Origin of the sequence: Sorangium sp. So ce131, from assembly GCF_051519095.1 — a bacterium.
Taxonomy (GTDB): Bacteria; Myxococcota_A; Polyangia; order Polyangiales; family Polyangiaceae; genus Sorangium.
Map to the genome: position 1 here is coordinate 2,177,850 of NZ_CP150455.1, position 26,767 is coordinate 2,204,616.

At 69.4% G+C, this 26,767-nt stretch carries 15 protein-coding genes; 12 read left to right on the forward strand and 3 right to left on the reverse strand.

Annotation, left to right across the window (positions count from 1 at the left end):
- Positions 1-113: 113 nt before the first annotated feature.
- Complete coding sequence (locus tag WMF43_RS07965; RefSeq protein WP_437678781.1) at positions 114-4,196, forward strand: TOMM system kinase/cyclase fusion protein; 4,083 nt, start codon at positions 114-116, stop codon at positions 4,194-4,196.
- A 43-nt stretch (positions 4,197-4,239) separates the two neighbouring features.
- Positions 4,240-4,677 (forward strand): BMA_0021/BMA_0022 family TOMM bacteriocin, encoded by a 438-nt coding sequence (locus WMF43_RS07970; RefSeq protein ID WP_437678783.1) that lies wholly within the window; start codon positions 4,240-4,242, stop codon positions 4,675-4,677.
- Between the two features lie 8 nt (positions 4,678-4,685).
- Here the strand turns inward: WMF43_RS07970 and WMF43_RS07975 are convergent, their stop codons facing one another.
- Positions 4,686-6,656 carry a RiPP maturation radical SAM C-methyltransferase gene (locus WMF43_RS07975; protein ID WP_437678784.1) on the reverse strand — a complete coding sequence of 657 codons (1,971 nt, stop codon included), beginning with the start codon at positions 6,654-6,656 and terminating at the stop codon, positions 4,686-4,688.
- A gap of 80 nt (positions 6,657-6,736) precedes the next feature.
- On the opposite strand from WMF43_RS07975, the gene WMF43_RS07980 reads away from it, so the two are divergent.
- A complete protein-coding gene (locus WMF43_RS07980) occupies positions 6,737-8,935 on the forward strand; it encodes a TOMM precursor leader peptide-binding protein (protein ID WP_437678785.1) in 2,199 nt (732 codons plus the stop codon).
- 20 nt (positions 8,936-8,955) lie between these two features.
- A complete protein-coding gene (locus WMF43_RS07985; protein ID WP_437678787.1) occupies positions 8,956-10,134 on the forward strand; it encodes an amidohydrolase family protein in 1,179 nt (392 codons plus the stop codon).
- A 33-nt stretch (positions 10,135-10,167) separates the two neighbouring features.
- Here the strand turns inward: WMF43_RS07985 and WMF43_RS07990 are convergent, their stop codons facing one another.
- Positions 10,168-11,898, reverse strand: coding sequence for an ATP-binding protein (locus WMF43_RS07990; protein ID WP_437678789.1), 1,731 nt, complete (start codon positions 11,896-11,898; stop codon positions 10,168-10,170).
- A 417-nt stretch (positions 11,899-12,315) separates the two neighbouring features.
- Between WMF43_RS07990 and WMF43_RS07995 the strand changes: the two genes are divergently transcribed.
- The gene (locus tag WMF43_RS07995; protein ID WP_437678791.1) at positions 12,316-13,548 is read left to right on the forward strand and encodes a pectate lyase family protein; all 1,233 of its coding nucleotides are present in this window, start codon (positions 12,316-12,318) and stop codon (positions 13,546-13,548) included.
- A 109-nt stretch (positions 13,549-13,657) separates the two neighbouring features.
- On the opposite strand, the gene WMF43_RS08000 is transcribed toward WMF43_RS07995, so the two are convergent.
- Entirely contained in the window at positions 13,658-16,036 is a 2,379-nt protein-coding gene (locus WMF43_RS08000) for a hypothetical protein (RefSeq protein WP_437678793.1), read from the reverse strand.
- Positions 16,037-16,380: 344 nt separating this feature from the next.
- Here WMF43_RS08000 and WMF43_RS08005 point away from each other — a divergent pair, with 344 nt between their 5' ends.
- From WMF43_RS08005 to WMF43_RS08035, 7 genes are all read left to right on the forward strand, one after another.
- On the forward strand, positions 16,381-17,682 hold the full coding sequence (locus tag WMF43_RS08005; RefSeq protein ID WP_437683966.1) for a glycerophosphodiester phosphodiesterase family protein: 1,302 nt from the start codon (positions 16,381-16,383) through the stop codon (positions 17,680-17,682).
- A gap of 313 nt (positions 17,683-17,995) precedes the next feature.
- A complete protein-coding gene (locus tag WMF43_RS08010) occupies positions 17,996-18,856 on the forward strand; it encodes a fumarylacetoacetate hydrolase family protein (RefSeq protein WP_437678795.1) in 861 nt (286 codons plus the stop codon).
- 157 nt (positions 18,857-19,013) lie between these two features.
- Positions 19,014-20,519 (forward strand): aldehyde dehydrogenase (NADP(+)), encoded by a 1,506-nt coding sequence (locus WMF43_RS08015; protein WP_437678796.1) that lies wholly within the window; start codon positions 19,014-19,016, stop codon positions 20,517-20,519.
- Positions 20,516-22,465 carry a YjhG/YagF family D-xylonate dehydratase gene (locus tag WMF43_RS08020; protein WP_437678798.1) on the forward strand — a complete coding sequence of 650 codons (1,950 nt, stop codon included), beginning with the start codon at positions 20,516-20,518 and terminating at the stop codon, positions 22,463-22,465. The genes WMF43_RS08015 and WMF43_RS08020 overlap by 4 nt, the downstream gene beginning before the upstream one ends.
- A 401-nt stretch (positions 22,466-22,866) precedes the next feature.
- On the forward strand, positions 22,867-24,090 hold the full coding sequence (locus tag WMF43_RS08025) for a sugar ABC transporter substrate-binding protein (protein WP_437678800.1): 1,224 nt from the start codon (positions 22,867-22,869) through the stop codon (positions 24,088-24,090).
- 56 nt (positions 24,091-24,146) lie between these two features.
- The gene (locus WMF43_RS08030; protein ID WP_437678802.1) at positions 24,147-25,715 is read left to right on the forward strand and encodes a sugar ABC transporter ATP-binding protein; all 1,569 of its coding nucleotides are present in this window, start codon (positions 24,147-24,149) and stop codon (positions 25,713-25,715) included.
- Entirely contained in the window at positions 25,712-26,767 is a 1,056-nt protein-coding gene (locus WMF43_RS08035) for an ABC transporter permease (RefSeq protein WP_437678803.1), read from the forward strand. The genes WMF43_RS08030 and WMF43_RS08035 overlap by 4 nt, the downstream gene beginning before the upstream one ends.

Genomic DNA, 26,767 nt, shown 5'->3' on the forward strand with positions numbered 1-26,767 from the left:
ATCGCCAGCTTCCCATATTGCTAAAAAGTGTTGCGCTGCGCACCGAAGTCCAGGTAGGTAGGATGAAGCTGTAGGCAGTATTCCACGCGCAAAGCGAAGGCAGGGGGGGTAGCTTGGACTCTCGGCAGAAGATCGGCGCGGTGCTGGCGGACCGTTACGAGATTCTCGGCGAGCTGGGCGAGGGCGGCTTCGGTACCGTCTACAAGGCGCGGCAACTCGCGACGGGCCAGCTCGTGGCCATCAAGGTGCTGCAGCTCGGGTCGAAGGGCACGGCGCAGGCGCAGGCGCGCGAGAAGCGCGTCGCGCGCTTCCAGCGCGAGATGCAGCTGTGCGGGCAGCTCCACCACCCGAACATCGTTCGCCTCGTCGACTCGGGACGAGCGGACGAGGCGGTCGTCTATTCGGTCTTCTCCTACGTGCCTGGCAAGGATCTCGCCCACGTCATCGCCGAGGAGGGCCCGCTGGATCCGCGCGAGGCGCGGCACTTCATGCTGCAGATCCTCGACGCCCTCGGCTGCGCGCACGCGCAGGGCGTAATTCATCGAGATCTCAAGCCCGCGAACATCGCGGTTATCCCGACCGGCGCACGGCGCAACGTGCTCGTGCTCGATTTCGGCGTCGGCGCGCAGATGGAGGAGGCGGGGCGCGACGAGGAGACGCGGCTCACGCAGACCAACGAGTCTGTGGGCACCCCCGCGTACGCCGCGCCCGAGCAGCTCCGCGGCCAGCCTCCGACGCCGCGCTCCGATCTCTACTCGTGGGGTCTCGTCTTTCTCGAGTGCCTGACCGGCAAGCGCGCGATCGCGGGCGACACGGCGGCCGACGTGATCTATAGCCAGCTCTCCGCCGATCCGGTCCCGATCCCCGCGGCCATCCTCGAGCATCCGCTCGGGGACATCCTCCGGCGCGCGACGGCCAAGGACGCGGCGGCGCGCAACGTCACGACCGAGGGGCTCCTGCGTGAGCTCGAGGAGTGCGACGTGAGCGGGCTGCGGTCGAGGAGCGCGCCCGCGCGGCTCCAGCGAGCCGCGCCGGACATGCGGACGGCGACGGTGGAGCTCGCGAGGGAGCGGAACGACGGAGGGCTCTCCAGGGAGCTGGTGGAGGGGGAGCGGCGCCAGATCACGGCCGTGTGCTGCATCCTGACGGCGTCGAGCACGGCGCGTGGACCTGCGGACACCGAGGGGATCGATCAGCTCCTCGGCCTCCAGCAGGAGGCGTGCACGATGATCGCGCGTCGCTTCAACGGTCACGCCGTCGGCGTGCTGGGCGACAGGGTGCTGTTCTATTTCGGCTACCCGACGGCGCGCGAGGACGCCGCGCGCCGCGCGGCCGAGGCGGCGCGCGAGATGGTGGCGGATCTGCTCGGGCGAAGGGGGGCGCTCGAGGCGGAGCGCAAGGTGCGCATCGACCTCCGCGTCGGGATCCACACGGGGCTCGTGATCGCGCGCGAGCTGCGCGATCCGACGATCGCCGGCATCGGCTACGTCGTGGGGGCGACGCCGAAGCTCGCGGCCCTGCTCAGCGAGGCGGCCGAGCCCGGCAGCGTCCTCGTGAGCGGCGAGACCCAGCGGCTGCTCCGCAAGCACTTCGCGCTGGAGGAGGACGGCTCGCGCCCGCTCGCGGGCTTCGAGGAGCCGGTCGAGGTCTTTCGGCTGCGAGAGGGGAGCGCCTCCGGCGGGCTCCGGGGCGTGCCCCTCGTCGGTCGCGCGCGGGAGCTGGACGTGCTGCTCGAGCGCTGGGGCCGCGTCCGCGGCGGCGCAGGTCAGGCCATCCTCATCACGGGCGAACCGGGCATCGGCAAGTCGCGTCTGGCCCGCGAGCTCGAAGAGAAGATCCGCGACGAGCCGCACACCTGGCTGGAGAGCCGCTGCACGCCGGACAGCGTGAACAGCGCGTTCTACCCCATCGTCGACCTGCTCGACCGCCTGGCCGATCCGCGCCGCGAGGCGACGCCCGAGGACAAGGCGGACCAGCTGGAGGCGATGCTCTCGCTGCACGGGTTCGACCTCGGCGAGGTGATGCCGCTCCTCGCGCCGCTCCTGTCGCTCCCGCTCTCGACGCAGTGGGCGCCGCTCGACGTCTCGCCCCAGAAGCAGCGCGAGCTGACGCGCAACGCCGTGCTCTCGCTGCTCTTCGAGATGGCCGAGAAGAAGCCGATCGCGCTCTTCATCGAGGATCTGCACTGGGCCGATCCGAGCACGCTGGAGCTCCTGGGCCAGCTCGTCGGCGAGGTGGGCTCGGCCCGCGTGCTCGCGATCTTCACTGCGCGGCCGGAGCTCCCGCCGTCGTGGTCGCCGACGGCGGCGCTCCAGATCCAGCTCGAGCGCCTCGGCCCGCCGGAGGTCGAGCAGATGGCCATGACGATCACCGGGGGCCGCGCGCTGCCGGCGGAGGTGCTCGACACGATCGCGGGCCGCACCGACGGCGTGCCGCTCTTCGTGGAGGAGCTGGTGCTGGCGATGATCGAGGCCGGCGCGCTGGTGGAGCAGGAGGGGTGCTACGCGCTGGCGAAGCCGCTGTCGGAGATGGCCATCCCGGGCACGCTGCGCGATTTGCTGGTGGCGCGCCTCGACCGGCTGGGCAGGGCGAAGGAGACGGCGCAGGTGGCGGCGGCGATCGGGCGGGAGTTCACGTTCGAGCTGCTCCGCGCGGTGAGCCTGCGCAGCGAGGCCGAGGTGCAGGGGGATCTGGACAAGCTCGTCGCCGCGGAGCTCGTGCACAGGAAGCGTCGTCTGAGGAGCGCGGCGTACCTGTTCAAGCACGCGCTGGTGCGGGACTCGGCGTACGAGTCGATGCTCAAGCGGTCGCGGCAGCAGGTGCACGCGCGCGTCGCCAAGGCGCTGGAGGAGAGCTTCGCGGAGGTGGTCAGCGAGCGGCCGGATCTGCTCGCCCATCACCACGCGGAGGCGGAGCAGAAGCGGGAGGCGATCGGGTACGCGCAAAAGGCCGCGCTGACCGCGCTGCGCCGCTCGGCGTATGCGGAGGCCCGCGGGCAGGTCAGCCAGGCGCTCCTGTGGATCGAGGCGATCGACGACCCGACGGCGCGGACGGTCGCCGAGCTCGAGCTGAACTCGCTCTTGATGCCCGTGCTGATGGCCACGACCAGCTATGGCTCCACGGCGCTGAAAGCGCTGGGCTCCCGCACGCTCGAGCTCAGCGACGCGCTCGGCACGAGCCCGCATACGTTTCCAACCTTGTACGCCCTCGTCATCTACCACCACATGAAGTCGGAGCGGGCCAAGTCACTCGAGCTCGCGGAGCGATTGGTCAACCTGGCCCGTGAAGCCGGAGACGCGTCGCAAGAGCTAGCAGCCCACGCCGTGCTGGCGCAGTGCTTCGTGATGGCAGGCCGGATCGAGGAGGGCCGCGCGGCCGCGGAGCGGGTGCTCGTCCTGCACGATCCCACGCAGCACCGGGAGATGGTTCTCGTCTACGGCCTCGACCCCAAGGCCTTCGCCCACATCGTACTGGGACTTTCGCTGGCGCTCCTGGGGTATCTGGATCGAGGAAAAGCGGAGCTCGGCCATGCCGTCGCGTGGGCGCGCGAGCTGAACCAGCCGAACATGCTCTCCCTGAGCCTCTTCTTCTCGGCGACCGTGTACCGCCTGCGCGGCGAGCCGGAGCGCGTCCTCGAGGTGACCGGAGAGTCGATCGCCATCGCGGACCGGTATGGTCTGCCGTTCAACAGGGCTTACGCGGGCCTCCTCCGGGGCTGGGCCACGAAGGACGTGGCCGAGGTCTCGCGCATCCTCGATGCCCACAAGGCGACGGGCCAGGTCGCCGCGATGCCCTATTATCTGTCGATCCTCGCCGAGGCCGAGGCCGCGCACGGGATGGTCACGGAAGCCATAGGCCACCTCGACGAGGCGCTTCGATTCTCCGAAGAACACGCTGACAACTGGTTCCGGTCGGGCGTGCTGCGGCTCAAGGGCACGTTCTTGCTGCTAAAAGATCCGGGAGCGGTCGGGCTCGCCGAGGAGTGCCTTCGCCGCGCGATCGACGTTGCGCAGCTCCAGCGCGCCAGGACGGAGGAGCTCGACGCCACAGCGGAGCTCGCCCGTCTCCTCCGGGATCGGGGCAGGCGGCGGGAGGCGCACGAGCTGCTCTCGGCGGTGCGGGGATGGTTCTCGGAAGGCTTCGAGACGAAGACACTGGAGCACGCGCAACGCCTGCTCGACGAGCTCGCCCAGTGAGAGATGTCGGTGTGGATCGCAACAGCAATAAGAGAGGCGAAAAGTGACGATCAACAAGGACGATTACTTCACGATGACCAAGCTTGGCGGCGGGGGTGCCTCGGCTGCTGGCCCGGAGGATCCCCTCCATGGCATCCGTTCCGCATTGAAATGGCAGGACGCCTGGATGATGGCGATCGCCCTCGCATGGTCCGATAAAGATCTGGAGGATGCCTTGATCGGGGATCCCGTCACGTTCTTCGCTGTGCACTGCAATTACCGGGTCCCCGACGGAATCACTCTGACGGTCTCCCGTATGGATGCGGACACCAAGGACGCGATGGGCAGAAAGCCCGGATGGGATCCAGCCAACCACATCTGGTTTCTGAAGAAGAGCGAGTTGACGATGTATCTACCCCCTAAACCCGATCAGAGCCACCAGGCCGTGGCGCTCTCTGCTTACCTGGCCACCGGCAGGACGTATCCGTTCACCAGCCTTTGAGCCGACCTTTACCCTGACCGCACCGAACGCACGCGCCTCACGAGCGCCCGCGGAGCGATGAACGCGTGGTCGTCCGACGAGTGATCAGCTTCATGACCGTACTCCGCTTCGAGCTCTTCGAGCAGCTCGGGCTGCGCTGTCGCCAGAGGGACGTGCCACGCGTCGAGCTGCACGGCGCATCGCGCGGACGCAGCCCACGCGATCTCCGGCGCCAGCTTGCCCGGGGAGGACAGCGGGCGGCCGACGAGGGCCGCCGCGGCGCGGGTTCTTGGGAGCAGTTGGAGGGGAAGCGTCCCTGCAAGGCCACGTGTGTCCCTCATCAGATAAACGTCCGGTGCCATGCGGCAGATCGAGAGCTCGGGAAGCACGCCGTCGCCCGCGCACCAGGCGCTTTCCCAGGCTTCGACCTCGCGCTGGATAGCTTTGACGAGCGTCGGGGCGCGGGTGATCACGCTGTCGAAACGACCCTCGAACGAGTAAGCAATCCGCGAGGCATCGACCCCCTCAGGCAGGATATCGGCGCAGGCCGACGCGGGGCGAAGGTCCTTGATCCCGTAACGCTCTGGCCATTTCCAGTAAGGGCTGAAGCGGAAGATGAGGAGCGGCGCGAAGGACCGAGGCGGCTCCAGGTGCCGAAGGAGGGGCAGGAGCGTTACGTAGTGGGCGTAGTCCTCGGGCTCATCCCCAGGAAAGCCATGAATGAGCGACCAGACGAGGCTCAGATACGTCGAACGCGCGTAGCGGAGCAGCGCGATGTTCTGCCGCGCGAGGATCCCCTTGTCGATTCGCCGCAGCAACGGGGACGAAAGCGCCTCGATGCCTGGCTGGATGCCCGTCACGCCCGCGCGATGGAGCGCCTGAACCTTCTTCAGCGTGAGGTTCGCCTTCTGCGCATAGAACACCTCCAGCCCAGGCAACTCGAGGCCGAGGCGCGGGAGCAACGTCTTGAAGTACGAGTGAGGCATGATGTCGTCCGCGTTGCAGACCCGGCGCGACGGGTGCCTTTCGAGGAGGCGGCCGAGCTCCTCGATGACTCGCTCGGCCGATTTCTCGCGGTACCGCATGACTGCCTCGCCGCAGAACGTGCAGTGGTGCTTCTGTCCCCACCAGCAGCCTCGGCTGCTCTCGTAGGGCAGCAGGATCTGCCCGAGCGCGGCCGGATCTTCTCCCAGATAAGTTCGCCGCTGGGCATAATAATCCGTGTAATCAGGAGTGGGCAGACCCTCGAGGTCCGCGCACGGCTCTCCTTGGACCACGCGCTCAGCCGGCCTCTCACCAGCGAGGACACCAGCGAGGAACGCGGGGAAAGCGCGCTCGCTCTCTCCGGAAAACACATAATCTACAGCGGGCGAGAGCGACGCTATCCCCTCGGCCATGTCGCCAAAGCTGTTGGCGCCGCCGAAGACAGTTACCGTGGACGGGGCGCGCCGCTTTACGCGACGGAGGAGGGCGATCGACGCCGCCGTCTGCTCGAACATCGCCGTACACCCGACGACCGGACAGCCGAGCGATGTGATCGCTTCGGCCATCCGGTCGACCCATCCCTCTGCGTGCGTCGCGAGGCGTCGCAACAAATCATAGTCGATGATACAGCGGGTCGCCCCCCGTCCGATCTCATGGCAGACGAGCTCTTGCCTGAGCCCGGCGAGGGCTTCCTCCGCCCGACGTCCGAGGAGCGGCACCCCGTACGCGGCCCGAGCGAAGATGCGCTCGCCATACATGTGGGGAGAAGTGCTCTCCGCGATCGCGTGATAAAGCTGCTCCCCGATCTCTCGCGCGAGGTGCATCCCGGGGTAGAGCACGGCGACCTCGGAGCCGGCGCGCCTCGCGCAGGCTTGGAGGAGATGCACGCCGAGGTGCGGCAGGTCGAACCGCGCGAAGGGCGGCACCAGCAGCAGCGCACGTGCCCCCTGCGCTCCGGGATGGAGTGACAGCGGGGCACAGCCGACCGACGGCGTAGTTCTCTGGAATGTAGACATCGTCTTCTTCGCTTCCGCATCCGTGATGCGCAGCGTCTGTCCGGTATAGGAGCGGGTTCCGATGGTAGCAGGTTGATGCGATGATGCACAGGGTCCTTCGGTTCAAACAGCATTTGTACTCCTGTCCGCTCGACGCCGAGCGGGTATTCCTGCTCGGCGATCGCGACCCCGTCATGCTCCGAGGCCGCGGGTACGCCCTCGTCGCGCCGCTCATTGATGGCCATCGCACGGTCGCGCAGATCCTGGACGCGCTCGCCGGAGGCGCGCCGCCGCCGGAGATCCTGCTGGCCCTGATCAACCTCGAGCAGCGAGGTTATCTCGTCGAGGCGGCGCGCCCCCTCCCTCCCGGCGCGGCAGCTTTCTGGGAGGCGCAGGGGGTCAGCGCCGACCGTGTCGAAGAGCGCTTCGCCTCGATGCCCGTCGTGGTGCACGGCATGTCCGGGGTAGACCCGAAGCCGACGTCGGACGCGCTCTCTGGCGCTGGCGTGCGGCTCGGGGACGACGCATCGATGCATGTCGTCGTCGTGGACGACTACCTGGACCCCTCGCTCCATCGCTTCAACCGCCGCGCGCTCGATCAAGGCCTCTCCTGGACGCTCGTGAAGCCGGTCGGGATGGAGGTCTGGCTCGGGCCGGTATTCCGCCCCGGCTCCGGTCCGTGCTGGGCTTGCATGGCCCACCGTCTGCGGATCAACCGCCCCGTCGAGGTCTACCTCGAGCGCCACGCGACCCAGCGCCGGTTGCCCCCGCGGACACAACCTGAGGTTCAGTCCAGCGCGCAGGCGGGCGCGAACCTCGCGGCGCTCGCCATCGCGCGCTGGATCGTGAGCGGCGGCGCAGAGCGGCTCGATGACGTGATCACCGTGGATCTACTGCGCCTCTCGACGGAAGCACACGCTCTGGTCCGGTATCCTCAATGTCCAGCATGCGGCGATCCTGAGCTCGCGACGGCGCGCGCGTGCGCGCCGGTGGTCCTCGAGAGCCGCTCCAAGCGCTTCACCGATGACGGCGGCCACCGTTCTGCCGCCCCAGAGGAGACCTGGACGCGGCTCGCGAAGCAGATCAGCCCGGTGACCGGGTTCGTCGCCAGCGTGGGACCTATCCCGGAGCGAGATCATCCGCTCCGACCGGTGTACGGGGCGGCGTATCGCAACTGTCCTGCGCACGCCGCGCCGTCCTTCGACGATTTTCGCCGGATCGCGATGGGCAAGGGCCGCACGCCCGCGCAGGCGCGAGCGAGCGCCTTGTGCGAGGCCATCGAGCGCCACAGCGCGGTGTTCCGGGGCGATGAACCTCGCCGCCGGGCCCGCCTCGGCGATCTTGGCGACGAGGGGATCCACCCCGACGAGCTTCAGGGCTTCAGCACGGCGCAGCTTGGACGACGAGACGAGACGAACGCGCGCGCCTCTGGCGATGGTCGACTCGTGCCATTGCCCTTCGATGCTTCGGTCGCCATGGACTGGTCGCCGGTCTGGTCATTGCGCGACGCGCGTCGACGATGGGCTCCAACCACGTACTGCTACGCGAATGTCCCCGTCCCGCTGGAGGAGCGATTCTGTCAATGGAACTCGAACGGGAGCGCCGCAGGGAACTGTCTGGAGGAGGCGATCCTCCAGGCGTTCTTGGAGCTCGTGGAGCGAGACGCCGCTGCGATCTGGTGGTACAATCGTCTGCGCCGCCCTGGGGTCGATCTGGCGAGCTTTGGTGAGCCATACTTCCTGGACGTCGCGGCTCACTATCGATCTATGGGCTGCCGCGTCTGGGTGCTCGATCTGACCACAGACCTCGGAATCCCTGCTTTCTGTGCGCTTGGCTTGCGCGATGGCGGCGCGCGGTGGTGGATAGGCCTCGGCTGCCACCTGGAGGCGCGGCTCGGCGTGCAAAGAGCCCTGACCGAGCTCAATCAGATCTTCGACCCGTCTCCGGAAGCGCCCGAGCCCTGGGATCCACGGGGCATGGGCGACGTGTCCTTCCTCTTCCCCGACGAGGCAGCCCCCGCGCGCACGCGGGGGCACTTCCCCGCAGCGCAGCGGGACGATCTGCGTGACGACGTGATGGACTGCGTCGCGCGGGCCGCGCGAGCTGGTCTCGAGACGCTGGTCCTCGACCAGACGCGCCTCGACGTCGATCTGTGCGTCGTCAAGGTCATCGTCCCCGGGCTGCGCCATCTCTGGCCGCGCTTCGGGCCGGGACGGCTCTACGACGTCCCCGTTGCGATGAAGCTCCGCGAGCGACCGCTCGACGAAGCCGAGCTCAACCCCGTGCCGCTTTGCCTCTGAACGTTACCCGAGGAATGGCAATGTGCGCTTCTTACAGAGTCCTCGACGCCGACCGGCATGTCATAGAGCCCATCGAGATGTGGAGGCAGTACCTGCCAGCTGAGCTGCGCTCCCGCGCGCCGTACCTCGAAGAGCCGGAGGTCAGCGACACGCCGGAGGAGCGCGTTCGGCTTTATGGAGCCAAGGCGCTCTGGCCTTTGCCCCCGGTTCCCATGCTCGATGGGCAGCCGGTGCTGCGAAACATATCGCCGCGCGCCCAGGTGGAGCTGGCCTGGTCGGCTTATGAGCGGCACGCCGATCTCGCTGCTGCAGCCAGCCCCGCCGGGCAGCTCGACGCCATGGACCGGTGCGGGGTAGAGGCGGCGTTCTTGTATCCGTCCTTCGCTGCTTGCTTTCTGGGGGTCGACACGCTGGACGCGCACCTCGGCACCGCCTTGGCCCGGGCCTACAATGACTGGCTGCGTGACTACTGCAGCCGAGATCCGGTCCGGCTTCGAGGCGTGGGGCTCATGAGCGCGCATGACCCAGCATCGATGGTCGAGGAGGTAGAGCGCGTGGCGAGCTTTGGCTGGACGGCGGTCGTCGTCCGGCCGAACCCCGTGAAGGGCCGGCTGCTCTCGAGCGCAGCTTACGAGCCTTTCTGGTCCACCTGCGAGCGGCTCTCCGTCGGGGTCGGGCTGCACGAGGGCACGCACACACGCTTGTCCACGACCGGCGCCGACAGGTTCGAGAGCCATTTCGCGCAGCACGCCTGCTCGCATCCGATGGAGCAAATGATGGCGCTGCTCGCGCTCATCGAGGGGGGCGTGCTCGAGCGTCACCCGCGGCTGCGCGTGGCGTTCCTCGAGGCCGGTTGCGGATGGCTGCCCTACTGGCTCCATCGCCTCGACGAGATCGAATACGCACACCTCTCCGGGGAGGTGGCGGAGACCGTCAAGCGCAAGCCGTCGGAATACTTCAAGCGACAATGCTTCGTCGCCGTCGAGCCGGGTGAGCCCTACCTGCCCGCGCTCATCGAGCACATCGGGGCGGACAACCTGCTCTTTGGCACGGACTTCCCGCACCTCGATCATGACAACGACATCGTCGACAAGGCGCTCGGGCTCTTGAAGGTGCTGCCCGAGGCGGTGGTCCGGAAGATCCTCTGGGACAACCCTGCGCGCTTTTACGCACTGGAGAGCTCGTCTGTGGGGAGCTAGATCCGCCCGAGCGTGACAGCTGGAAGGCGCGCATCAAGCGCGCGACGGCGGAGCCGTGTCCCCTCGCTTCGGCAGCGTGATCACGAACTCCGTGTACTCCCCCTCCTCGCTCTCCACCCGCATCGTCCCCTGGTGCCCCTGCACCACGATGTCTCGGCTCAAGGACAGGCCGAGGCCCGTTCCTTGCCCGGGCGGCTTCGTCGTGAAGAACGGCTCGAAGATCCGCGCCGCGACCGCATCCGGGATCCCCGTCCCGTTGTCCCGGATGCGTACCTCCACGTGATCGCGCCGTTCCGCGGTGCGGACGCGGAGCTCCGGCGCGTAGCCGGTGCCGCGCTCGCGCTTCTTCTCGCGCATCGCATACAGCGCGTTGTCGACCACGTTCAGGAACACCCGCCCTATGTCGAGCGCCGCCATCTCAACCGGCCCGATCCCCGGATCGTACGCCGCGACGACGCGCACATCGAGCTCGCCGCCCTGCGCCCCGGCGCGCGCGAGCCGCACGCCCTCGTCGACCACCGCGTTCAGGTCGGCCGGCGCGCGCTCGTCCGACGGGCGCCGGGCGTGCTGGAGCATCCTCTTGATGATCGCGTCCGCGCGCCGGCCATGCTCGACGATCCGGGCCGTGGCGTCGCGCAGGCGCGCCAGATCTCCCTCGACCTGCGCGAGCGCGCCTGGGGCCATCCGCGCCTCTTGCGCGCGCAGCCCGCCGGCCAGGTCCTCGGCCACCTCCGCGGCCATGTCCGCGAAATTGTGGATGAAATTCAACGGATTGCGGATCTCGTGAGCGACCCCCGCCACGACGCCGCCGAGCGCCGCGAGCTTCGCGTCCAGCACGAGCTGCATGCGTTCCACCGTCTCGCGCTCGATGCGCTGGTACAGCGAGGCGTTCTGCACGGCCACGGCCGCCTGGCTCGCGAACGCCACGAGGAACTCCAGATCCGGCTCGGTGAAGATGTCCGCCGCGCGGAGGTTGTCCACGTAGAGCACGCCGATCACGTCGTCCTTGGGCCTGAGCGGGACGCACATCGAGGCGCGGATCGACTGGTCGGCGACGGAGCGCGCCGCGTCGAGGCGCGGGTCGAGGACGGCATCGGCGAAGAGCGCCGCCACGTTGTTGCGAAGCACGTAGTCGACGATGTGCTGGCTGAAGATCGGCTCGTCGTCCGGCGGCGGGCGCGCCGTCCTCACCGCGCGCCGCTCGAGCCGGCGCGTCGCCTCGTCGACGAGCAGGATGACGCCGCGGTCCACGTTGAGGATCTGGGAGATCAGATCGAGGATCCTGTGGAGCAGGGTATCGATGTCCTCGGAGACCGGGAGCAGCTTGGCGACCTCGATCAGGATCTGCAGCCTGGCCTCCGCGCTCGGCCTGCCGCCGGTGCCGCCGGGCTTCGTATCCCCCACGAGCTTGCCGATGGAGGTGTGCGTCAGCGGGCGGATCGCCTGCGGCCGGAGCGACGGATCGTACGGGGTAGCGGCGTCTGCCGTGAAGAGCAGGTCCAGATCGCCGAGCGTCACCGTGTCGCCGCTCCGGAGCTCTTTGCGCTGGACGCGCACGCCGTTCACGAACGTACCGTTCTTGCTCTGCAGGTCGACGATGAAGAACCTGCCCTCCGACAGCTCGATGCGCGCCTGGTTGCGCGACAGGCTCTTGTGCGGGATGCAGATCGTCTGATCCTCCGCGCGGCCGATGGTGACCGAGGCGTCTCCGATGACGAAGACCTGCTCCTCAGGGCCGCCGGGGTTGTAGATGAGCGTCGGCACGGCTCGACCTATCGCATGGTGGTGGTCGAGGGTATACCGAGAAGGTGGGAGCTGCGATGGTCGAGGCAGCAGCACGAGAGCGGCGGTCTGGACACGGGAGCTCCTCGCCGCGCCCTGGGGCACCGAGGCTCTGACGACGCCGTCGTGGCGCAGCGGTGCTGGCCCCTGTCCACCGTGTCAACTCCAGGTTGACAGCCCTCTGGCCACGGCGCCGTGTTCGCCGCCGGTAGAGCGCAGCGCTCCGGGGCGATCGTCGCGGGAAACGCCGTACCGCGCGCCCTCACGGCGCGGCCCCGGCTCGCCCTGCGCTGCTGGGCATATCGGTTGCTTTGAGGCTCCCGCGAGCATCTCGCGCGCCGGTCTTTCCGTTCCGCGCAGCGCGAGCTGCTCCGCTCATCAGGGAAAGGCAACTTGCTTATGAGAATCGAATCTCGGGCCGCTCTCGCCGCGCTGTTCACGCTCGGCATCACCGCGCTCTCGGCGACCGGCTGCGGCTCGGAGGGGTCGGACCCAGGCGAAGCGGGCGGCGGCCAGCCGACGGGCAGCGGGAGCGGGAACCCCAGCAGCAGCGTCGGCTCCGGCAGCGGCGCCAGCTCCAGCAGCAGCGCTGGATCCGGCGGGAGCGGTGCGACCAGCGGCGGCGGCGGCGACAACGGCAACTCCGGCGGCGGCGGCAGCGAGCAGCCCGCCGGCACCGCCGGCACCGGCGGCGGCAGCTCCGGCAGCGGCGTCCCGGGCGGCGCCGACTTCAGGCTCTACGGCTACGCCACGACCGGCGACGGCACCACCGGCGGCAAGGGCGGCGAGGTCGTCTCCGTGAGCTCGCTCGACGCCCTGAAGACGGAGGCGGCGCGGTCCGGCGCCCGGATCATCCAGATCACCGGCAAGATCAGCGGCAGCGGCGACGACGTGGACGTCGCCTCCGACAAGACCATCGTGGGCGTCGGGTCGAGCGGAGAGCTGGAGGGCATCGGGCTCAACCTGCGGAGGGCCTCCAACATCATCGTTCGCAACCTGAAGATCCACCACGTGCTGGCCAGCAGCGGCAACGGCGACGCCATCCACATGGATGAGAGCCACAACGTCTGGATCGACCACTGCGAGCTCTGGGCGGACTCTCCCGCCGTGAACTCCGACAAGGACAAGTACGACGGCCTCATCGACACCACCCACGAGTCCTCGGACATCACGATCTCGTGGACTTACCTGCACGATCACTGGAAGGGCATGCTGGTCGGCTCGTCGGACAACGACGACAGCGACCGCCGCATCACCTTCCATCACAACCGCTTCAACAACGTCAACTCCCGCCTCCCGAGCTACCGCGGCGGCAACGGCCACGTCTACAACAACTACTTCGAGAACGTCCCCACGTCGGGGGTGAACTCGCGGGTCGGCGCCTGCCTGCGGGTCGAGGGCAACCACTTCTTCAAGGTCCAGAACCCCATCACCACCCTGGACAGCGCGGCCGGCGGCACGGACCGCATCGACAACGTGTTCGAGGAGGTCACGGGAACCCAGGCATCCGGCGAAGACTGCTCCTGGAGCGCCCCGTACGAGTATCCGCTCGACAGCTCGGCGGCCGTCAAGGCGCTCGTCCTGGAGCACGCGGGGGTCGGCAAGACGGATCCCCTCGAGGACCTGCCCTGATCTCGCTCGTCGCGCCCCCGGCGCCGCGCACAGCGCGCGGCGCCCGGGCGGCGAGCTCCCCAGCCTGAACGCGCCGCCCACCGCCGCGGGGGCGCCGGGATACCGAGCGCTACCGAGGCCCTTCGACCGCGCAGAACCCGTTGATGCAGCGGTTGGTCGGATCGCAGCAGTCGGCGGCCGTCTCGCACCGCTCCTGCGGTTGCGAGCAACGCCCGTCCGGCGGGGCGTTCGAGCAGACCAGCTCGCCGTCGGCGCCGGGCTGGCAGTATCCGCCGCAGCATTGATCGCCCGTATCACACGCCGCGCCCTCGGCCCGGCACGGATCGAGCACCCAGTACCCGCGCGCGTTGCCCGCGAGCAGCTCCTGCGCAGGCAGGTAGAACGCGGGGTGGCTCGGGTCGGCGCCGGGCGCCGCGTTCAAATCGATCGCGGCGACCCAGAGCTTCTTGGTCGTGATGTTCTGGATCAGGTCCACCCCTCGGGGGTCGCTGCAGAACGGCGGGATCGTCGCCGCGTTCCCGTACAGGCGGCGGCTCGTGAACACGACCCAGGCATAGCCGCCCGACGCGACGGGGTTGACCGTCGGCTCGTAGTTCATGTTGACGTCGTCCTTGTGCCTGTTGTCGATGCCGCCCACCGACGTCCCGTCTGCGGTGCAGGTCATCTCGACCGGCGCGCTCAGGCTGGGCAGGTAGAGCCCGCCCGCGGCGTCCCTCCCGTTCAGCTGAGCCAGGGGGACGGGCGCGCCCGAGCCATCGGCGCTCGCCCAGGCGAGGTGGGCCCTGGCGCCCCGGCGCGTCCTCAGATCGCCGAAGTCGTCGCCCTCGTTGCTCGCGGCGGTCTGGTGGTGGAACACGACCGACTTGCTGTCGGGGAGGAACGCCGGCCACCCCGGGCGCGTGCCCTCGGGCTCGCCGGTGTCGTCGACGATCTCCACGGGATCGGTGAAGGCGCCGGTCGCCGCGTCGAACTGCATCACGAACAGCTTCTTGCGGATGTTCGCGTCGGGGCCGTAGTTCGCGTTGAACACGACGAGCGAGCCGTCCGGCGAGAACGCCGGCGTCCCGAGCTCGTACGCCACGTCGTCGAGCCCGGAGGTCGGGCGGTTCGTGGAGCCGGGCAGCGAGAGGAGCCGTCCCGCCTGGGTGAGCGCGAGGGATCCATCCGGAGAGACCGCGGCGAAGGGCGCCGCCTCCGAGAGGTCGTGTTCGACGGCGCCCGAGGGGGTCAGATCGTAGGCGTGGCTCACGCCATAGGAGTTGATCCCGTTCTGGACCACCATCCGCGATCCGTCGGCCGCGACCGAGTGACACACCCGGCACTGGCTGGTGTCGCCGTTCCCCCCGGCGACGAGCCGAGGCGCGGTGTCGCCCGCCTTGATCGAGAGCACGGCCCCGCCGAACCGGCCATTGCCGCCCACGGCCCCGTCGAGGTTCTCCGCCAGCCAGGTGCCGTAGGAGTTGTAGTAGATGACGCCCGACAGCCGGGCCGGGGCGACGGTCCACGTCTGGGAGATCGGCCCGTACGCCTGGCCCTCGCGCGCGACGGTGAGGCTCACGGTGAGCCTGTCCGGCGAGCCGTCGGGCGTCGGTCCTCCGGCGCTGTCGGTGGCCATCGTCCAGACGTCCTGGGGAATCGGGTGCCGGATGAACGGCCCCCCGGTGGTGGCCAGGATCTCGGGCCGCGCGAACGTCCCTTTCCAGGAGAACGAGCCGCTCGTGGTCTTGAGCTCGATCTGGATCGCGTCGGCGTCCTCCGGCGTCCAGCGCCACATCAGGAGCGGCGCGAGCAGGCCTCGAGGCCAGACCGTGCCGTCGTAGGGGTAAAGGAACTCGAGCTTCTCGGCCCGGCCATCGCCGGCCGGGTGCTGCAGGGCGTCGAGGAGGGCCTCGCTCGTGACCGCCGCGCCGAGGCCCTCGCCGCCGACCCCGCCGACGCCGCCGCCGAGCGTGAGCTGCGTCGGGTCGGTGGCGATCTGCTGCGCCTGGGCGGGAACGGTCGCGTCGGCGCCGTTCTGCGCGGCGGTCAGCTGGATCAGGATCTTTCGCTGGACCGTCTCGCCGTTCAGCCCGGCCCGCACGGTGACCAGGCCGCCGGTGGTCCCTTTGGGGGTGAACGTGGCCATGCTCGCGGGCCCTGCGCCGATGGCCCCGAGCTCGCCGCGATCGACCGACCATCCGACGTTGATCGGGGCGTCCATCAACGTCGCCGTGTAGCTCACCGTCGGCGCTGGCTGCCCCACGGCGACGGTGATCGTCTGCAGGTCGCTCGGCTCGACCGTGAAGCCCAGCGGGACCGGGGCGCTGCCCCCGACGCCCGGGTCCGCGGGGTTGAAATCGCCGCTCGAGCTCGAGCCGTTCCCTCCACCCGTGGTGGCGCCGCCGCCGCCGCCGTCTCCGCCGCTGCCCGACGAAGCGGACGTCTCGGTGCGTGCCGTGCCCTGCGCACCACACGCGGCGAGCACGGCTCCCAGGCTGAGCGCCACCACGCACGCACCCCAATATTTAGAGAAATACAACGCCATGAAATAGAGATTACAAGGCCGCCGCGGCCGGCAGCAATCCGGATCGGCGTTCTCCCCGCGCTTCAGAATGACGGCATGCTCGCGCATCGAGGAGGTGCCGCAGGGTGGGCAGACGGGCGCGAAAAAAATTCGCGACCATGTGGGGGCGTGTATTCCGGCGCTCGCAATACTCCCTGAGCTGGCGCGCTCTGGGCTCGGCGGCGCGCGGAGACATGACACGTCCTTGTTTCGCTCGAGACACGTCTCCTTGGGAACGAACGACATAATGTCCCGGCTTCAATGCACCTGTGGAGAAGGAGTGTCTCATGATGAAGAAGCGCGCCAGAACGAGCGCTGCCCTGGCGCTCCTCGCGCTGCCGGTCGCTGCGGTGTGCGCTTGCTCCGGCGGCGAGTCGGTGGAGCCTGCGGCCGCCCCGGCTGCGTCAGAGGAACCCCCGCCGCCCCCGGACGAGGAGAGCGCGTCCTTCAGCGTCCAGCTCGGCCCGCGGCCGTATTACCTCGTCGAGGACATGGATGAGGGAGCGCTGAAGGAGGCGCTCCTCGCGTGCTCCGAGGGGCCGTTCGAGCGCACCGATTTCTCGATCGGCCACCGCGGCGCGTGCATGCAGTTCCCCGAGCACACGAGGGAGTCGTACGAGGCGGCCGCCCGCATGGGCGCCGGCATCCTGGAGTGCGACGTGACGTTCACCAAGGATCGAAGGCTCGTGTGCCGTCATGCGCAGTGTGATCTCCACACCACGACGAACATCCTCGCGATCCCGGAGCTCGCCGCGAAGTGCTCGGAGCCGTTCGTCCCGGCGGACGCCGAGGCCGGCACGCCGGCGTCGGCGAAATGCTGCACGAGCGACATCACGCTCGCCGAGTTCAAGCAGCTCTGCGGCAAGATGGACGCCGCGAACCCGGACGCCGCCACGGTGGAGGAGTACATGGCCGCGACGCCGTCGTTCCGCACGGACCTGTACGCCGCCTGCGGCACGCTGCTCACGCACGCCGAGAGCATCGCGCTCTTCTCGAGCCTGGGCGTCAAGTTCACCCCCGAGCTCAAGGCCCCGGAGGTGGAGATGCCGTACGAGGGCGACTACGATCAAGAGGCCTACGCGCAGCAGATGATCGACGAGTACAAGGACGCCGGCGTCGAGCCGGAGAGCGTGTTCGCGCAGTCCTTCAGCCTCGACGACGTGCTCTACTGGATCGAGAAAGAACCGGAGTTCGGCGCGCAGGCGGTGTACCTCGACGACCGCGTCGACACGCCCGAGGGCTACGAGACGGCGGTCGCCGGGATGCAGGGACTCGCGGACCAGGGCGTGAAGATCGTCGCGCCGCCCCTGTTCGCGCTGGTGACGCTCGACGAGAAGAAGAAGATCGTGCCCTCGGGCTACGCCGAGGCGGCCAAGGCCGCGGGGCTCGAGATCATCACGTGGACGCTCGAGCGCTCGGGGCCGCTCTCGACCGGCGGCGGCTACTATTACCAGTCGGTGGCCGACAGCATCGACAACGACGGCGACACGATGGTGATGCTCGACGTGCTCGCGCGCGACGTGGGCGTCCGCGGCGTCTTCTCGGACTGGCCTGCCACCGTGACGTACTACGCGAGCTGCATGGGGCTGTGAGCGGGGCGGCCGGGGAGGGGCGGCCCCGGCCCCGCGGGGGAGGCGCGGCCGTCTCCGGCGAGACGTTGGGCGCGGGCGGGGCCGGCGCGCACGACGCGCACGACGCGCACGACGCGCACGACGCGCACGACGCGCACGACGCGCACGGCGCGCACGAGAGGAGCAGCGGCGCGAGCGAAAAAGTGACTTTACAGAGCGCGCAAATGGTGGATCATGCGGTCGACGTTAGGCGACTGTGTGAGATTACCTTCGACGCTGCGCCCACGGTGACCCCCGGGCGTTCCCGCGGCGGCGGCGACAGGGAGGCGCGGACATGAAGCTGTTTCGGTTTTCGGGTGGTGGCGGACCGCGCCTCGGGATCGAGGACGAGCGCGGAGCGCGCCACGACCTCACGGCGGCGTCCCCGGAGGCGTTCGCGTCCGTCGCCTCGTGGCTCGCCTTGCCCGATCCCCTCGGCGCGGTGCGCGACGCGCGCGCGCGCGCCGCAGCCCACCCCCTCCCGCCCGACGTCGCGCTGCTCGCCCCGATCGACGGGCAGGAGGTCTGGGCGGCGGGCGTCACCTACGATCGCTCGCGCAGCGCGCGCAAAGAAGAGAGCGCCGGCGGCGGCGACTTCTACGACCGCGTGTACGACGCCGATCGCCCGGAGCTGTTCTTCAAGGCAACGCCCCGCCTGGTGGCCGGCCCGGGCGCGCCGGTGCGCGTCCGGCGCGACTCGAGCTGGAACGTGCCCGAACCGGAGCTCGCGCTCGTCGTGTCCGCGGCGGGCCGCATCGTCGGCTACACGGCCGGCAACGACGTCTCGTCGCGGTCCATCGAGGGCGACAACCCCCTCTACCTGCCGCAGGCGAAGATCTACGACGGCTGCTGCGCGCTCGGCCCCGCCATCGCGCTCGCGGACGAGCCCGGGCTGGATCTGCGCGCGCTCTCCATCCATCTCGCGATCCGGCGCAAGGGCGAGGCGGTGTTCGCGGGGGAGACCTCGACCGCGAGGATGCGGCGCGCGCCCGAGGAGCTCGTCGCCTACCTCACGCGCGAGCTGAGCTTCCCCGCGGGCGTCGTCCTCATGACCGGGACCGGCATCGTGCCACCAGACTCGTTCACCCTGGAGCCTGGCGACGTCGTGGAGATTGCGATCCCCGGCGTCGGCACGCTGGCGAACCCGGTATCTTGAGGTGGACGAGGCACCTCATGAAGCTCACGAAGCTCGAGACGTTCATCCTCGGTTCCGCCCATGCCCCCGGGTACGTTCACGCTCCAGGAGAAGGATGAAGTGCACCTATCGGTCGATCCGGTTTTTGCGCTCGTGAACTTCGCTTCCGCCTGAACCCATGGAATTCTTCGCCCACAACGCCGCCACCGGAGAGAAACTCGGCGCCTTCCGCGACGCCACCGCCGCCGAGATCGACGCCGCCGCCCGCGCCGCCGCCGCGGCAGCGCGGGCCATCGCCGACCTCGCGCCGGAGATGCGCGCCCGCTTCCTGGAGACCGCCGCCGACGAGATCATGGCGCTCGGCGAACCCCTGATCCAGACCGCACACCGGGAAACCGGGCTGCCCGTCGCCCGCCTCGAAGGCGAACGCGGCCGCACCACCGGCCAGCTGCGCCTCTTCGCCGCCGTCGTGCGCGAGGGCTCCTGGGTCGATGCCCGGATCGATCCCGCGCTGCCGGACCGCAAGCCGCTCCCGCGCCCCGATGTGCGCCGCATGCTGCGGCCGATCGGCCCGGTCGCCGTCTTCGGCGCGAGCAATTTCCCCCTCGCGTTCTCCGTCGCCGGCGGCGACACCACCTCCGCCCTCGCCGCGGGCAACCCGGTCGTGGTCAAGGCCCACCCGGCGCATCCCGGGACCTCCGACCTCGTGGCCTCGGCCCTGCGCTCCGCCGTGCAGAAGGCGGGCCTGCCCGCGGGCGTGTTCGGCATGGTGCACGGCGCCTCGCCCGAGGTCTCGCTCGCGCTGGTGCGCCACGAGGCCATCCAGGCCGTGGGCTTCACCGGGTCCACGCGCGCCGGCCGCGCCCTCTGTGACGCCGCCGCCGCCCGCCCGCGGCCGATCCCCGTGTTCGCCGAGATGAGCAGCATCAACCCGCTGGTCGTGCTGCCCGGCGCGTTGCGCGCGCGCGGCGACGTGATCGCCGAAGGGCTGGTCGGCTCGTGCACGCTCGGCGTCGGCCAGTTCTGCACCAAGCCGGGGCTCGTCCTGGGGTTGGCCTCCCCTGAATGGGATGGGTTTGCGCGGTCGGTCGCCAGCCGAGCCCGCGCCATCACGCCCGGGGTGATGCTGCACGCCGGCATCCAGGCGGCGTTCGACCGCTCCGTGCGGGAGCTGGAAGGCGTGGAGTGGCTGACCGACACCGGCGCGCGCGTCGCTCGCGTCTCCGCCGCCGACTTCGCGCGGCAGCCGCACCTCGCGCACGAGATCTTCGGGCCGTACACGCTGCTCGTCACCGCTTCGAACCGCGGAGAGTTGCTTCAGCTCCTCGGCGCGCTCGACGGCCAGCTCACCGCCACGCTGCATGGGACCGACGACGATCTCGCCGCCGCCCAGGACCTGGTCGATGTCCTCGGCCGGGTCGCGGGCCGCCTCATCTTCAACGGCTACCCGACGGGCGTGGAGGTGTCGCACGCCATACACCACGGCGGGCCGTACCCAGCGAGCAGCGACGTGCGCTTCACCTCGGTTGGAACCGCGGCCATCCTCCGCTTCGCGCGTCCCGTTTGTTACCAGTCGTGCCCGCCCGCGCTGCTCCCGCGGGAGCTGCGCGACGAGAACCCGCTCGGGATATCACGTCTCGTCGACGGCCAGGCCACCCGCGACCCCATCCCGCCCGGCGCATGACCCACGACCCGGTGTTCGAGTCCGGCAGCGAGGCGATTTACACCCTGCGTACCACCGCGCCCGGACCTTCGGGGCGCCTCCCGCTCGGGGCCGAGCAGCTGCGCGCCATGTCCAGCGGCGAGCTGTTCGGCTGGACGCAGAATGCCGGGATGGGGTGGGATCCTGCGCGCCTGCACGGGAAGCAGTTCCTCGTGCTCAGCACGCAGGGGGGAATCCGCGCGCCCGACGGCGCGCCGATCGCGCTCGGGTACCACACGGGACATTGGGAGGTGGGGCTGCTGATGGAGGAGGCCGCCCGCACCTTTACGGCCAGCGGGGCCATTCCGTTCGCCGGTTATGTCAGCGATCCGTGCGACGGGCGGACCAATGGCACCGTCGGCATGCTCGACAGCCTCGCTTACCGCAATGACGCGGCCATCGTCTTTCGAAGGCTGATCCGCTCGCTGCCCACCCGCCGAGGGGTGCTCGGCGTCGCCACCTGCGACAAGGGCCTGCCGGCCATGATGATGGCGCTCGCCGGCACCCCCGACCTCGCCACGGTGCTCGTGCCGGGAGGCGTCACGCTGCTCGCGGAGGAGGCGGAGGATACCGCCAAGGTCCAGACCCTCGCGGCGCGTTATGCGCGCGGGGAGGTGAGCCTCGACTACGCCGCCGAGATGGGCTGCCGCGCCTGCGGTTCCCCCGGCGGCGGCTGCCAGTTCATGGGGACGGCCGCGACGAGCCAGGTGGTGGCGGAGGCGCTCGGGCTCGCCCTCCCGCACGGCGCGCTCAGCCCGTCGGGCGCCGAGATCTGGCGCGACCTCGCCCGCCGCTCCGCGCACGCGCTCATGGCCCTCGAGCGACGTGGCGTGACCACGCGGGACATCGTCACCGACGATGCCGTCCACAACGCCATGGTGCTGCATGCCGCCGTCGGCGGGTCGACCAACCTGGTGCTCCATGTGCCGGCGATCGCCCATGCGGCCGGGCTTCGACGCCCCACGGTGGACGACTGGGCGCGCATCAACGCCCTCGTTCCGCGCCTCGTCGACGTGTTGCCCAACGGGCCGCGACACTATGCCACGGTCCAGGTCTTCCTCGCGGGAGGCGTCCCGGAGGTCATGCTCCATCTGCGCGAGCTTGGCCTGCTGCGGCTCGGTGCGCGCACCGTCAGCGGCCGGACCCTGGGCGAGAACCTCGAGTGGTGGGAGCGCAGCGAGCGGCGCCGGCGCCTGCGCGACAAGCTACAGCAGCTGGACCACATCGACCCGGACGACGTGATCATGTCCGCCGGGAAGGCGCGCGAGCGCGGCCTCACCAGCACGGTGACGTTCTTGCGCGGCAACCTCGCGCCCGAGGGAGCGCTCGTGAAGAGCACCGCGATCGCTCCCCAGGTGATCGGACCGGACGGCGTTTACCTGCACGAGGGACCTGCGCGCGTGTTCGGCAGCGAGGACGCGGCGATCGAGGCGATCAAGACGGGCGCCGTGCAGCCGGGTGACGTGATGGTGCTGATCGGCATCGGTCCCGGTATCGGAATGCCGGAGACCTACCAGATCACCTCCGCCCTCAAGCACGTGAAGGACGGGCACCACATCGCCCTGGTCACGGACGGCCGTTTCTCCGGCGTCTCCACCGGGGCGTGCATCGGCCACGTCAGCCCGGAGGCGTGGGCGGGTGGACCCATCGGCCGCGTGCGCGACGGCGATCGCGTCAGGCTCCGGATCGACACGCGCAGGCTGGAGGGGACGGTGGACGTCGTGGGCGTGGATGCCGCCGGTCTTGCCGCCCGTTCGCCCAGTCCGGCCCTTCGACCCGACGGCCGAGTGAACGCGGACACGCGACTCTGGGCTGCGCTTCAGGATGCCAGCGGCGGCAGCTGGGGTGGTTGCGTCTACGATGCGGAACGCATCATCGGGCTCCTCGGCCACGCCATCGCCGCTGAGCGGAGCTCCTCTGGCACATAAGTTTTGATATAGCGTCAAATTTCCAGGAGGAAGACGGATCGCGTAAGGGCTCCTCGTTCAACGAGCGCGTGCAGCGTGGCTGTACGATGGGACGGCCACGACGAGGAGCTTGACTTTCGGATCGCGTTTGGATTTCCTAGCCCCCGAAACCAGAAGATGTCTCGTGGTAGGCGCCACGAGCCTCGCCGAGCACGTCATTGAATTTTGAGGGCGCCCGCGAAGTCCACGTGGTGCCCCGGGAATGACGCGCGACACCGTCGCTCGCCAACCGCGGATCGTCTGTGCCTCCGTGCTGCTTCCGTGAGCAATGCGGCGGCACGCAGGCGAGAACGCGACGACGTGTGATGGGCCGTAGAGGGTTCTCTCCGACCACGTCTCTTTGCTCGAAAGGTAGCCGCACGATGTCGATTGGCCATCTGAAGTCTCGTGGACCGGCGCGGCGCGCAGTGGCGGTGTTGAGCTGCGCGCTCGGGCTCTGGGGCCTGTCTGCCTGCAAAGGTAAGCCCGACAGCACTCAGGCCGCAGCTGGCTCCGCCAGCGCCGCGGCCGAGCAGGCGCCGAGCGGGCGCGGGCCCACGGTCGTGCCAGGGCCCGGCTTCAACCCCGAGTGCTTCGCGCCGTGGAAGCAGGACACCAAGTACTTGCAGTGGACGGCGAGAAAGCCGCCGTTCCGCCTCGCGCTCGTCAACGGCTACGTCGGTAACGGCTGGCGCATCCAGATGGTCAAGACGGCCAAGGCCTTCGCCAAGGACCCGGCCATCGCGCCGCTGATCAAGGAGTTCAAGGTGGTGTCGACCGGCACCGACGTCGCGGCCCAGCTCGGCGCGATCGAGGACTTCATCAACCAGGGCTTCGACGGCATCGTCACGCTCGCCGTCAGCCCCGACGGCTTCGATCGCGTGATCCGCCTCGCCGACAAGAAGGACGTCGTCCTGGTTCCGTTCGACAACGTGCTCGACACGGACAAGGTGATGCAGGTCAACGAGGACCAGCTGGCGATGGGGCGGCAGTGGGGCGAGTTCCTCGACAAGCAGCTCGGTGGGAAGGGCAAGGTGCTCGAGGTCCGCGGCCTGCAGGGCAACTCCGTCGATCGCGACCGCCACGTCGGGTTCCGCGAGGTCATGGAAGCGCCGGGGAAGAGCTACACCATCGTGGAGGTGGTGGGCAGCTGGGACGACGGCAAGGCGCAGAAGGCGGTGGCCGACGCGCTGGCCGTGCACCGCCAGTTCGACGCGCTCTTCGCGCAGGGCGGCTCGACGGGCGCCGTCCGCGCGCTGCTCGACGCCGGCCACAAGCCGATCCCGGTCGCCACGGAGGCCGAGAACGGCGTGCGCAAGCTGATCGCGAAGCACCACGAGCAGGGCATGAAGGGCCTGTCGCTCGGCCAGTCGCCGGGGCTCGCGGCCATCGCGATGAAGGCGGCGCTCGAGGCCCTGCAAGGCAAGGTGCTGCCGCAGATGATCTCGGTGCCGATCCCCGCCGCCGATCACACCACGCTGAAGGACGGCGAGAACTTCTTCTCCCAGCTCTCCGACAACTTCTTCACGCCCAACGAGTTCCCGCCCTGCGGGGTCAACATCTCGGGCGTGAAGATCATGAACGAGTCGGAATCCGACGTAAAATAGACGTGAAATAGAAGTAAAGTAGACGTGAAGCAGCGCCCCGGGGGCGCCCCAGCATCATGACCGAACCGGTGAGCGCTCCGCTTCTCGAGCTCCGGGCCGTCTCCAAGCACTACGGCGGAGTCACCGCCCTGAGCGGCGTCGACTTCGCCTGCGAGGCGGGGAAGGTGCACGCGATCCTCGGCGAGAACGGCGCGGGCAAGAGCACCCTCATCAAGATCATCGGCGGCGTGGTCAAGCCGAGCGCCGGGGAGCTCTTGCTCCACGGCGAGCGGGTCCGGTTCGACCACCCGATCGAGGCGAACGCCGCCGGCATCGTCTGCGTCTTCCAGGAGCTGTCCCTGATGCCGACGCTGACGGTGGCCGAGAACATCGGCATCACCATGCCGACGAGCCGCCTGGGGCTCTTCGACCGCAAGGCGCAGGTCCGCAGGGCCGAGGAGCTCCTGGCGCGCGTCGGCTGCGAGGGCGTGAACCCGAACGCCTGGGTCAGCGACCTGCCGCTCTCGCGCCGCCAGATGGTCGAGATCGCGAAGGCGCTCGGCAAGGACCCGCGGCTGCTGATCCTGGACGAGGCCACCTCCGCGCTGACCAGCAGCGACGTCAAGAAGGTCTACGACCTCCTGGCCGAGCTCAAGGCCCAGGGCGTCGGCATGCTCTACATCTCGCACCGGATGCACGAGATCAAGGAGCTCGCGGACGTGATGTCGGTCTTCCGCAACGGCCGGCACATTGAGACCTTCGCCAGGGGCCAGCGCAGCGACGACCAGATCGTGGAGCTCATGATCGGGCGGGACATGGGTCACGTCTTCCCGCCGAAGCCGGCGGCCCGCAGCTTCCCGGCGACGTTGCTCGAGGTGACCGACCTGAGCTGGGAGCAGCAGCTCGAGAACGTGTCGTTCAAGCTCGGCAAGGGCGAGATCCTCGGCATCGGCGGGCTCGACGGCCAGGGCCAGCGCGAGCTGCTCCTCGGCTTGTTCGGTGTGCTCAAGGATCTGCGCGGCGAGATCAAGATCGACGGCAAGCCGGTCAAGCTGGCGAGCCCGCGACAGGCCAAGGACCGTGCGCACGGCATCGCCCTCGTGCCCGAAGACAGGAAGACTGAAGGCCTGATGTTGCCGATGGCCATCGCCGCGAACCTGTCGCTGGCGTCGCTCGACAAGTTCACGCGCGGCGTGGTGCTCGACCGCCGGCGCGAGGCCGCGCGCATCGACGAGATGGTGCGCCGCATCCAGATCAAGATCGGCTCGCTCGACCACCCGGTGTCGTCGCTGTCCGGGGGCAACCAGCAGAAGGTCGTGCTGGCCAAGTGGCTGATGACGGAGCCGCGGCTGCTGATGCTCAACGATCCCACCCGCGGCATCGACGTCGGTACGAAGCAGGAGATCTACCAGCTGCTCCGCGAGCTGGCGGACGCCGGCACGTCCATCCTCTTCTACACCACGGACTACGACGAGCTGATCGGCTGCTGCGACCGCGTGCTCGTCCTCTACCAGAGACGCGTGCAGGGCGAGCTCGTGGGGCCCGACATCACCGAGAAGAACATCCTGGACCTGGCCCTCGGTCTGCGCGGCGGGCCTGAGCGCGCGAAGCGCGAAGCCGAGCGCGCGCGATCAGAGGTGCGATGAAGGACTGGAAGCTCCGCCTGCGCCAGAACCAGGGCCTGCTCGTGGCCGTCGGTCTGTGCGTCTTCTTCTACGGGCTCTACTCGGTGTCCCATCCCAAGGGCTTCAGCGCGTCGCTCGTGGGGCAGAACGCCAACGAGTCGTTCGTGCTGGTGGCGGCGGCCATGGCCCAGACGATCCCCGTGCTGACCGGCGGCCTGGATCTGTCCGTGGGCGCGGTGATCACGCTCGTCAACTGCCTTGCCTCACACGTCCTTGCCGGCAGCGCGCTCGAGAATCTCCTGGGCATCCTGCTGTGCCTGGCCGTGGGCATGGCGGCGGGCCTGCTCAACGGCTGCCTCGTCGTGTACGGACGCCTGCAACCGATCATCGCCACCCTGGCCTCGGGCACGATCTTCATCGGCGTCGCGCTGTTCCTGAGACCGACGCCCGGCGGCCAGGTCGATGGCGATCTGGCGTTCGCGGCCACGTTCGATCTCAACGAGCTGCTGCAGGCCGCGGGCGCCGCCCCCCTCGACGGCGCGCTCGGCTTCGTCGGCGAGATCCCGTCGCCCGCGATCTGGATGGCGCTGCTCGCGCTGCTCTGGACCTATTACCGCCGCACCCGCTACGGCCTCGGCGCTTACGCGGTCGGCGCGTCGCAGGAGGCAGCGTACATGTCGGGCGTCCGCATCAAGCGCGTCAAGCTGGCCGCGTACACGCTGTCGGGGTTCTTCGCCAGCGTCGGCGGCCTCTACCTCGCGCTGCAGACGACGTCGGGCAACGCCGACATCCCACAGGCCGGCTCCTACACGCTGAACTCGATCGCCAGCGTCGTGATCGGGGGCACCTCGCTGTACGGAGGGATCGGCGGCGCCATAGGCTCTCTCTTCGGCGCGCTGGTGCTCCGCTCCGTCGCCTTCAACTTCCGCGTCTTCGACGAGGGCTCGGCGCTCGGCCTCCTCGCCAACCCGCTCTACCAGCCGCTGTTCGAGGGCCTGATCCTGCTCGCCGCCGTCTGCCTCGGCGCGCTGTGGGTCGTCCGCGTCAAGAACCGGCTGCACGTCTTCAGGTGA

Bases quoted from the DNA above. Each gene is read 5' to 3' on its own strand.
- WMF43_RS07975 (WP_437678784.1), bottom strand. From the start codon at position 6,656: ATGTCTACATTCCAGAGAACTACGCCGTCGGTCGGCTGTGCCCCGCTG.
- WMF43_RS07980 (WP_437678785.1), top strand. From the start codon at position 6,737: ATGATGCACAGGGTCCTTCGGTTCAAACAGCATTTGTACTCCTGTCCG.
- WMF43_RS07985 (WP_437678787.1), top strand. From the start codon at position 8,956: ATGTGCGCTTCTTACAGAGTCCTCGACGCCGACCGGCATGTCATAGAG.
- WMF43_RS07995 (WP_437678791.1), top strand. From the start codon at position 12,316: ATGAGAATCGAATCTCGGGCCGCTCTCGCCGCGCTGTTCACGCTCGGC.
- WMF43_RS08005 (WP_437683966.1), top strand. From the start codon at position 16,381: ATGAAGAAGCGCGCCAGAACGAGCGCTGCCCTGGCGCTCCTCGCGCTG.
- WMF43_RS08010 (WP_437678795.1), top strand. From the start codon at position 17,996: ATGAAGCTGTTTCGGTTTTCGGGTGGTGGCGGACCGCGCCTCGGGATC.
- WMF43_RS08015 (WP_437678796.1), top strand. From the start codon at position 19,014: ATGGAATTCTTCGCCCACAACGCCGCCACCGGAGAGAAACTCGGCGCC.
- WMF43_RS08020 (WP_437678798.1), top strand. From the start codon at position 20,516: ATGACCCACGACCCGGTGTTCGAGTCCGGCAGCGAGGCGATTTACACC.
- WMF43_RS08025 (WP_437678800.1), top strand. From the start codon at position 22,867: ATGTCGATTGGCCATCTGAAGTCTCGTGGACCGGCGCGGCGCGCAGTG.
- WMF43_RS08030 (WP_437678802.1), top strand. From the start codon at position 24,147: ATGACCGAACCGGTGAGCGCTCCGCTTCTCGAGCTCCGGGCCGTCTCC.
- WMF43_RS08035 (WP_437678803.1), top strand. From the start codon at position 25,712: ATGAAGGACTGGAAGCTCCGCCTGCGCCAGAACCAGGGCCTGCTCGTG.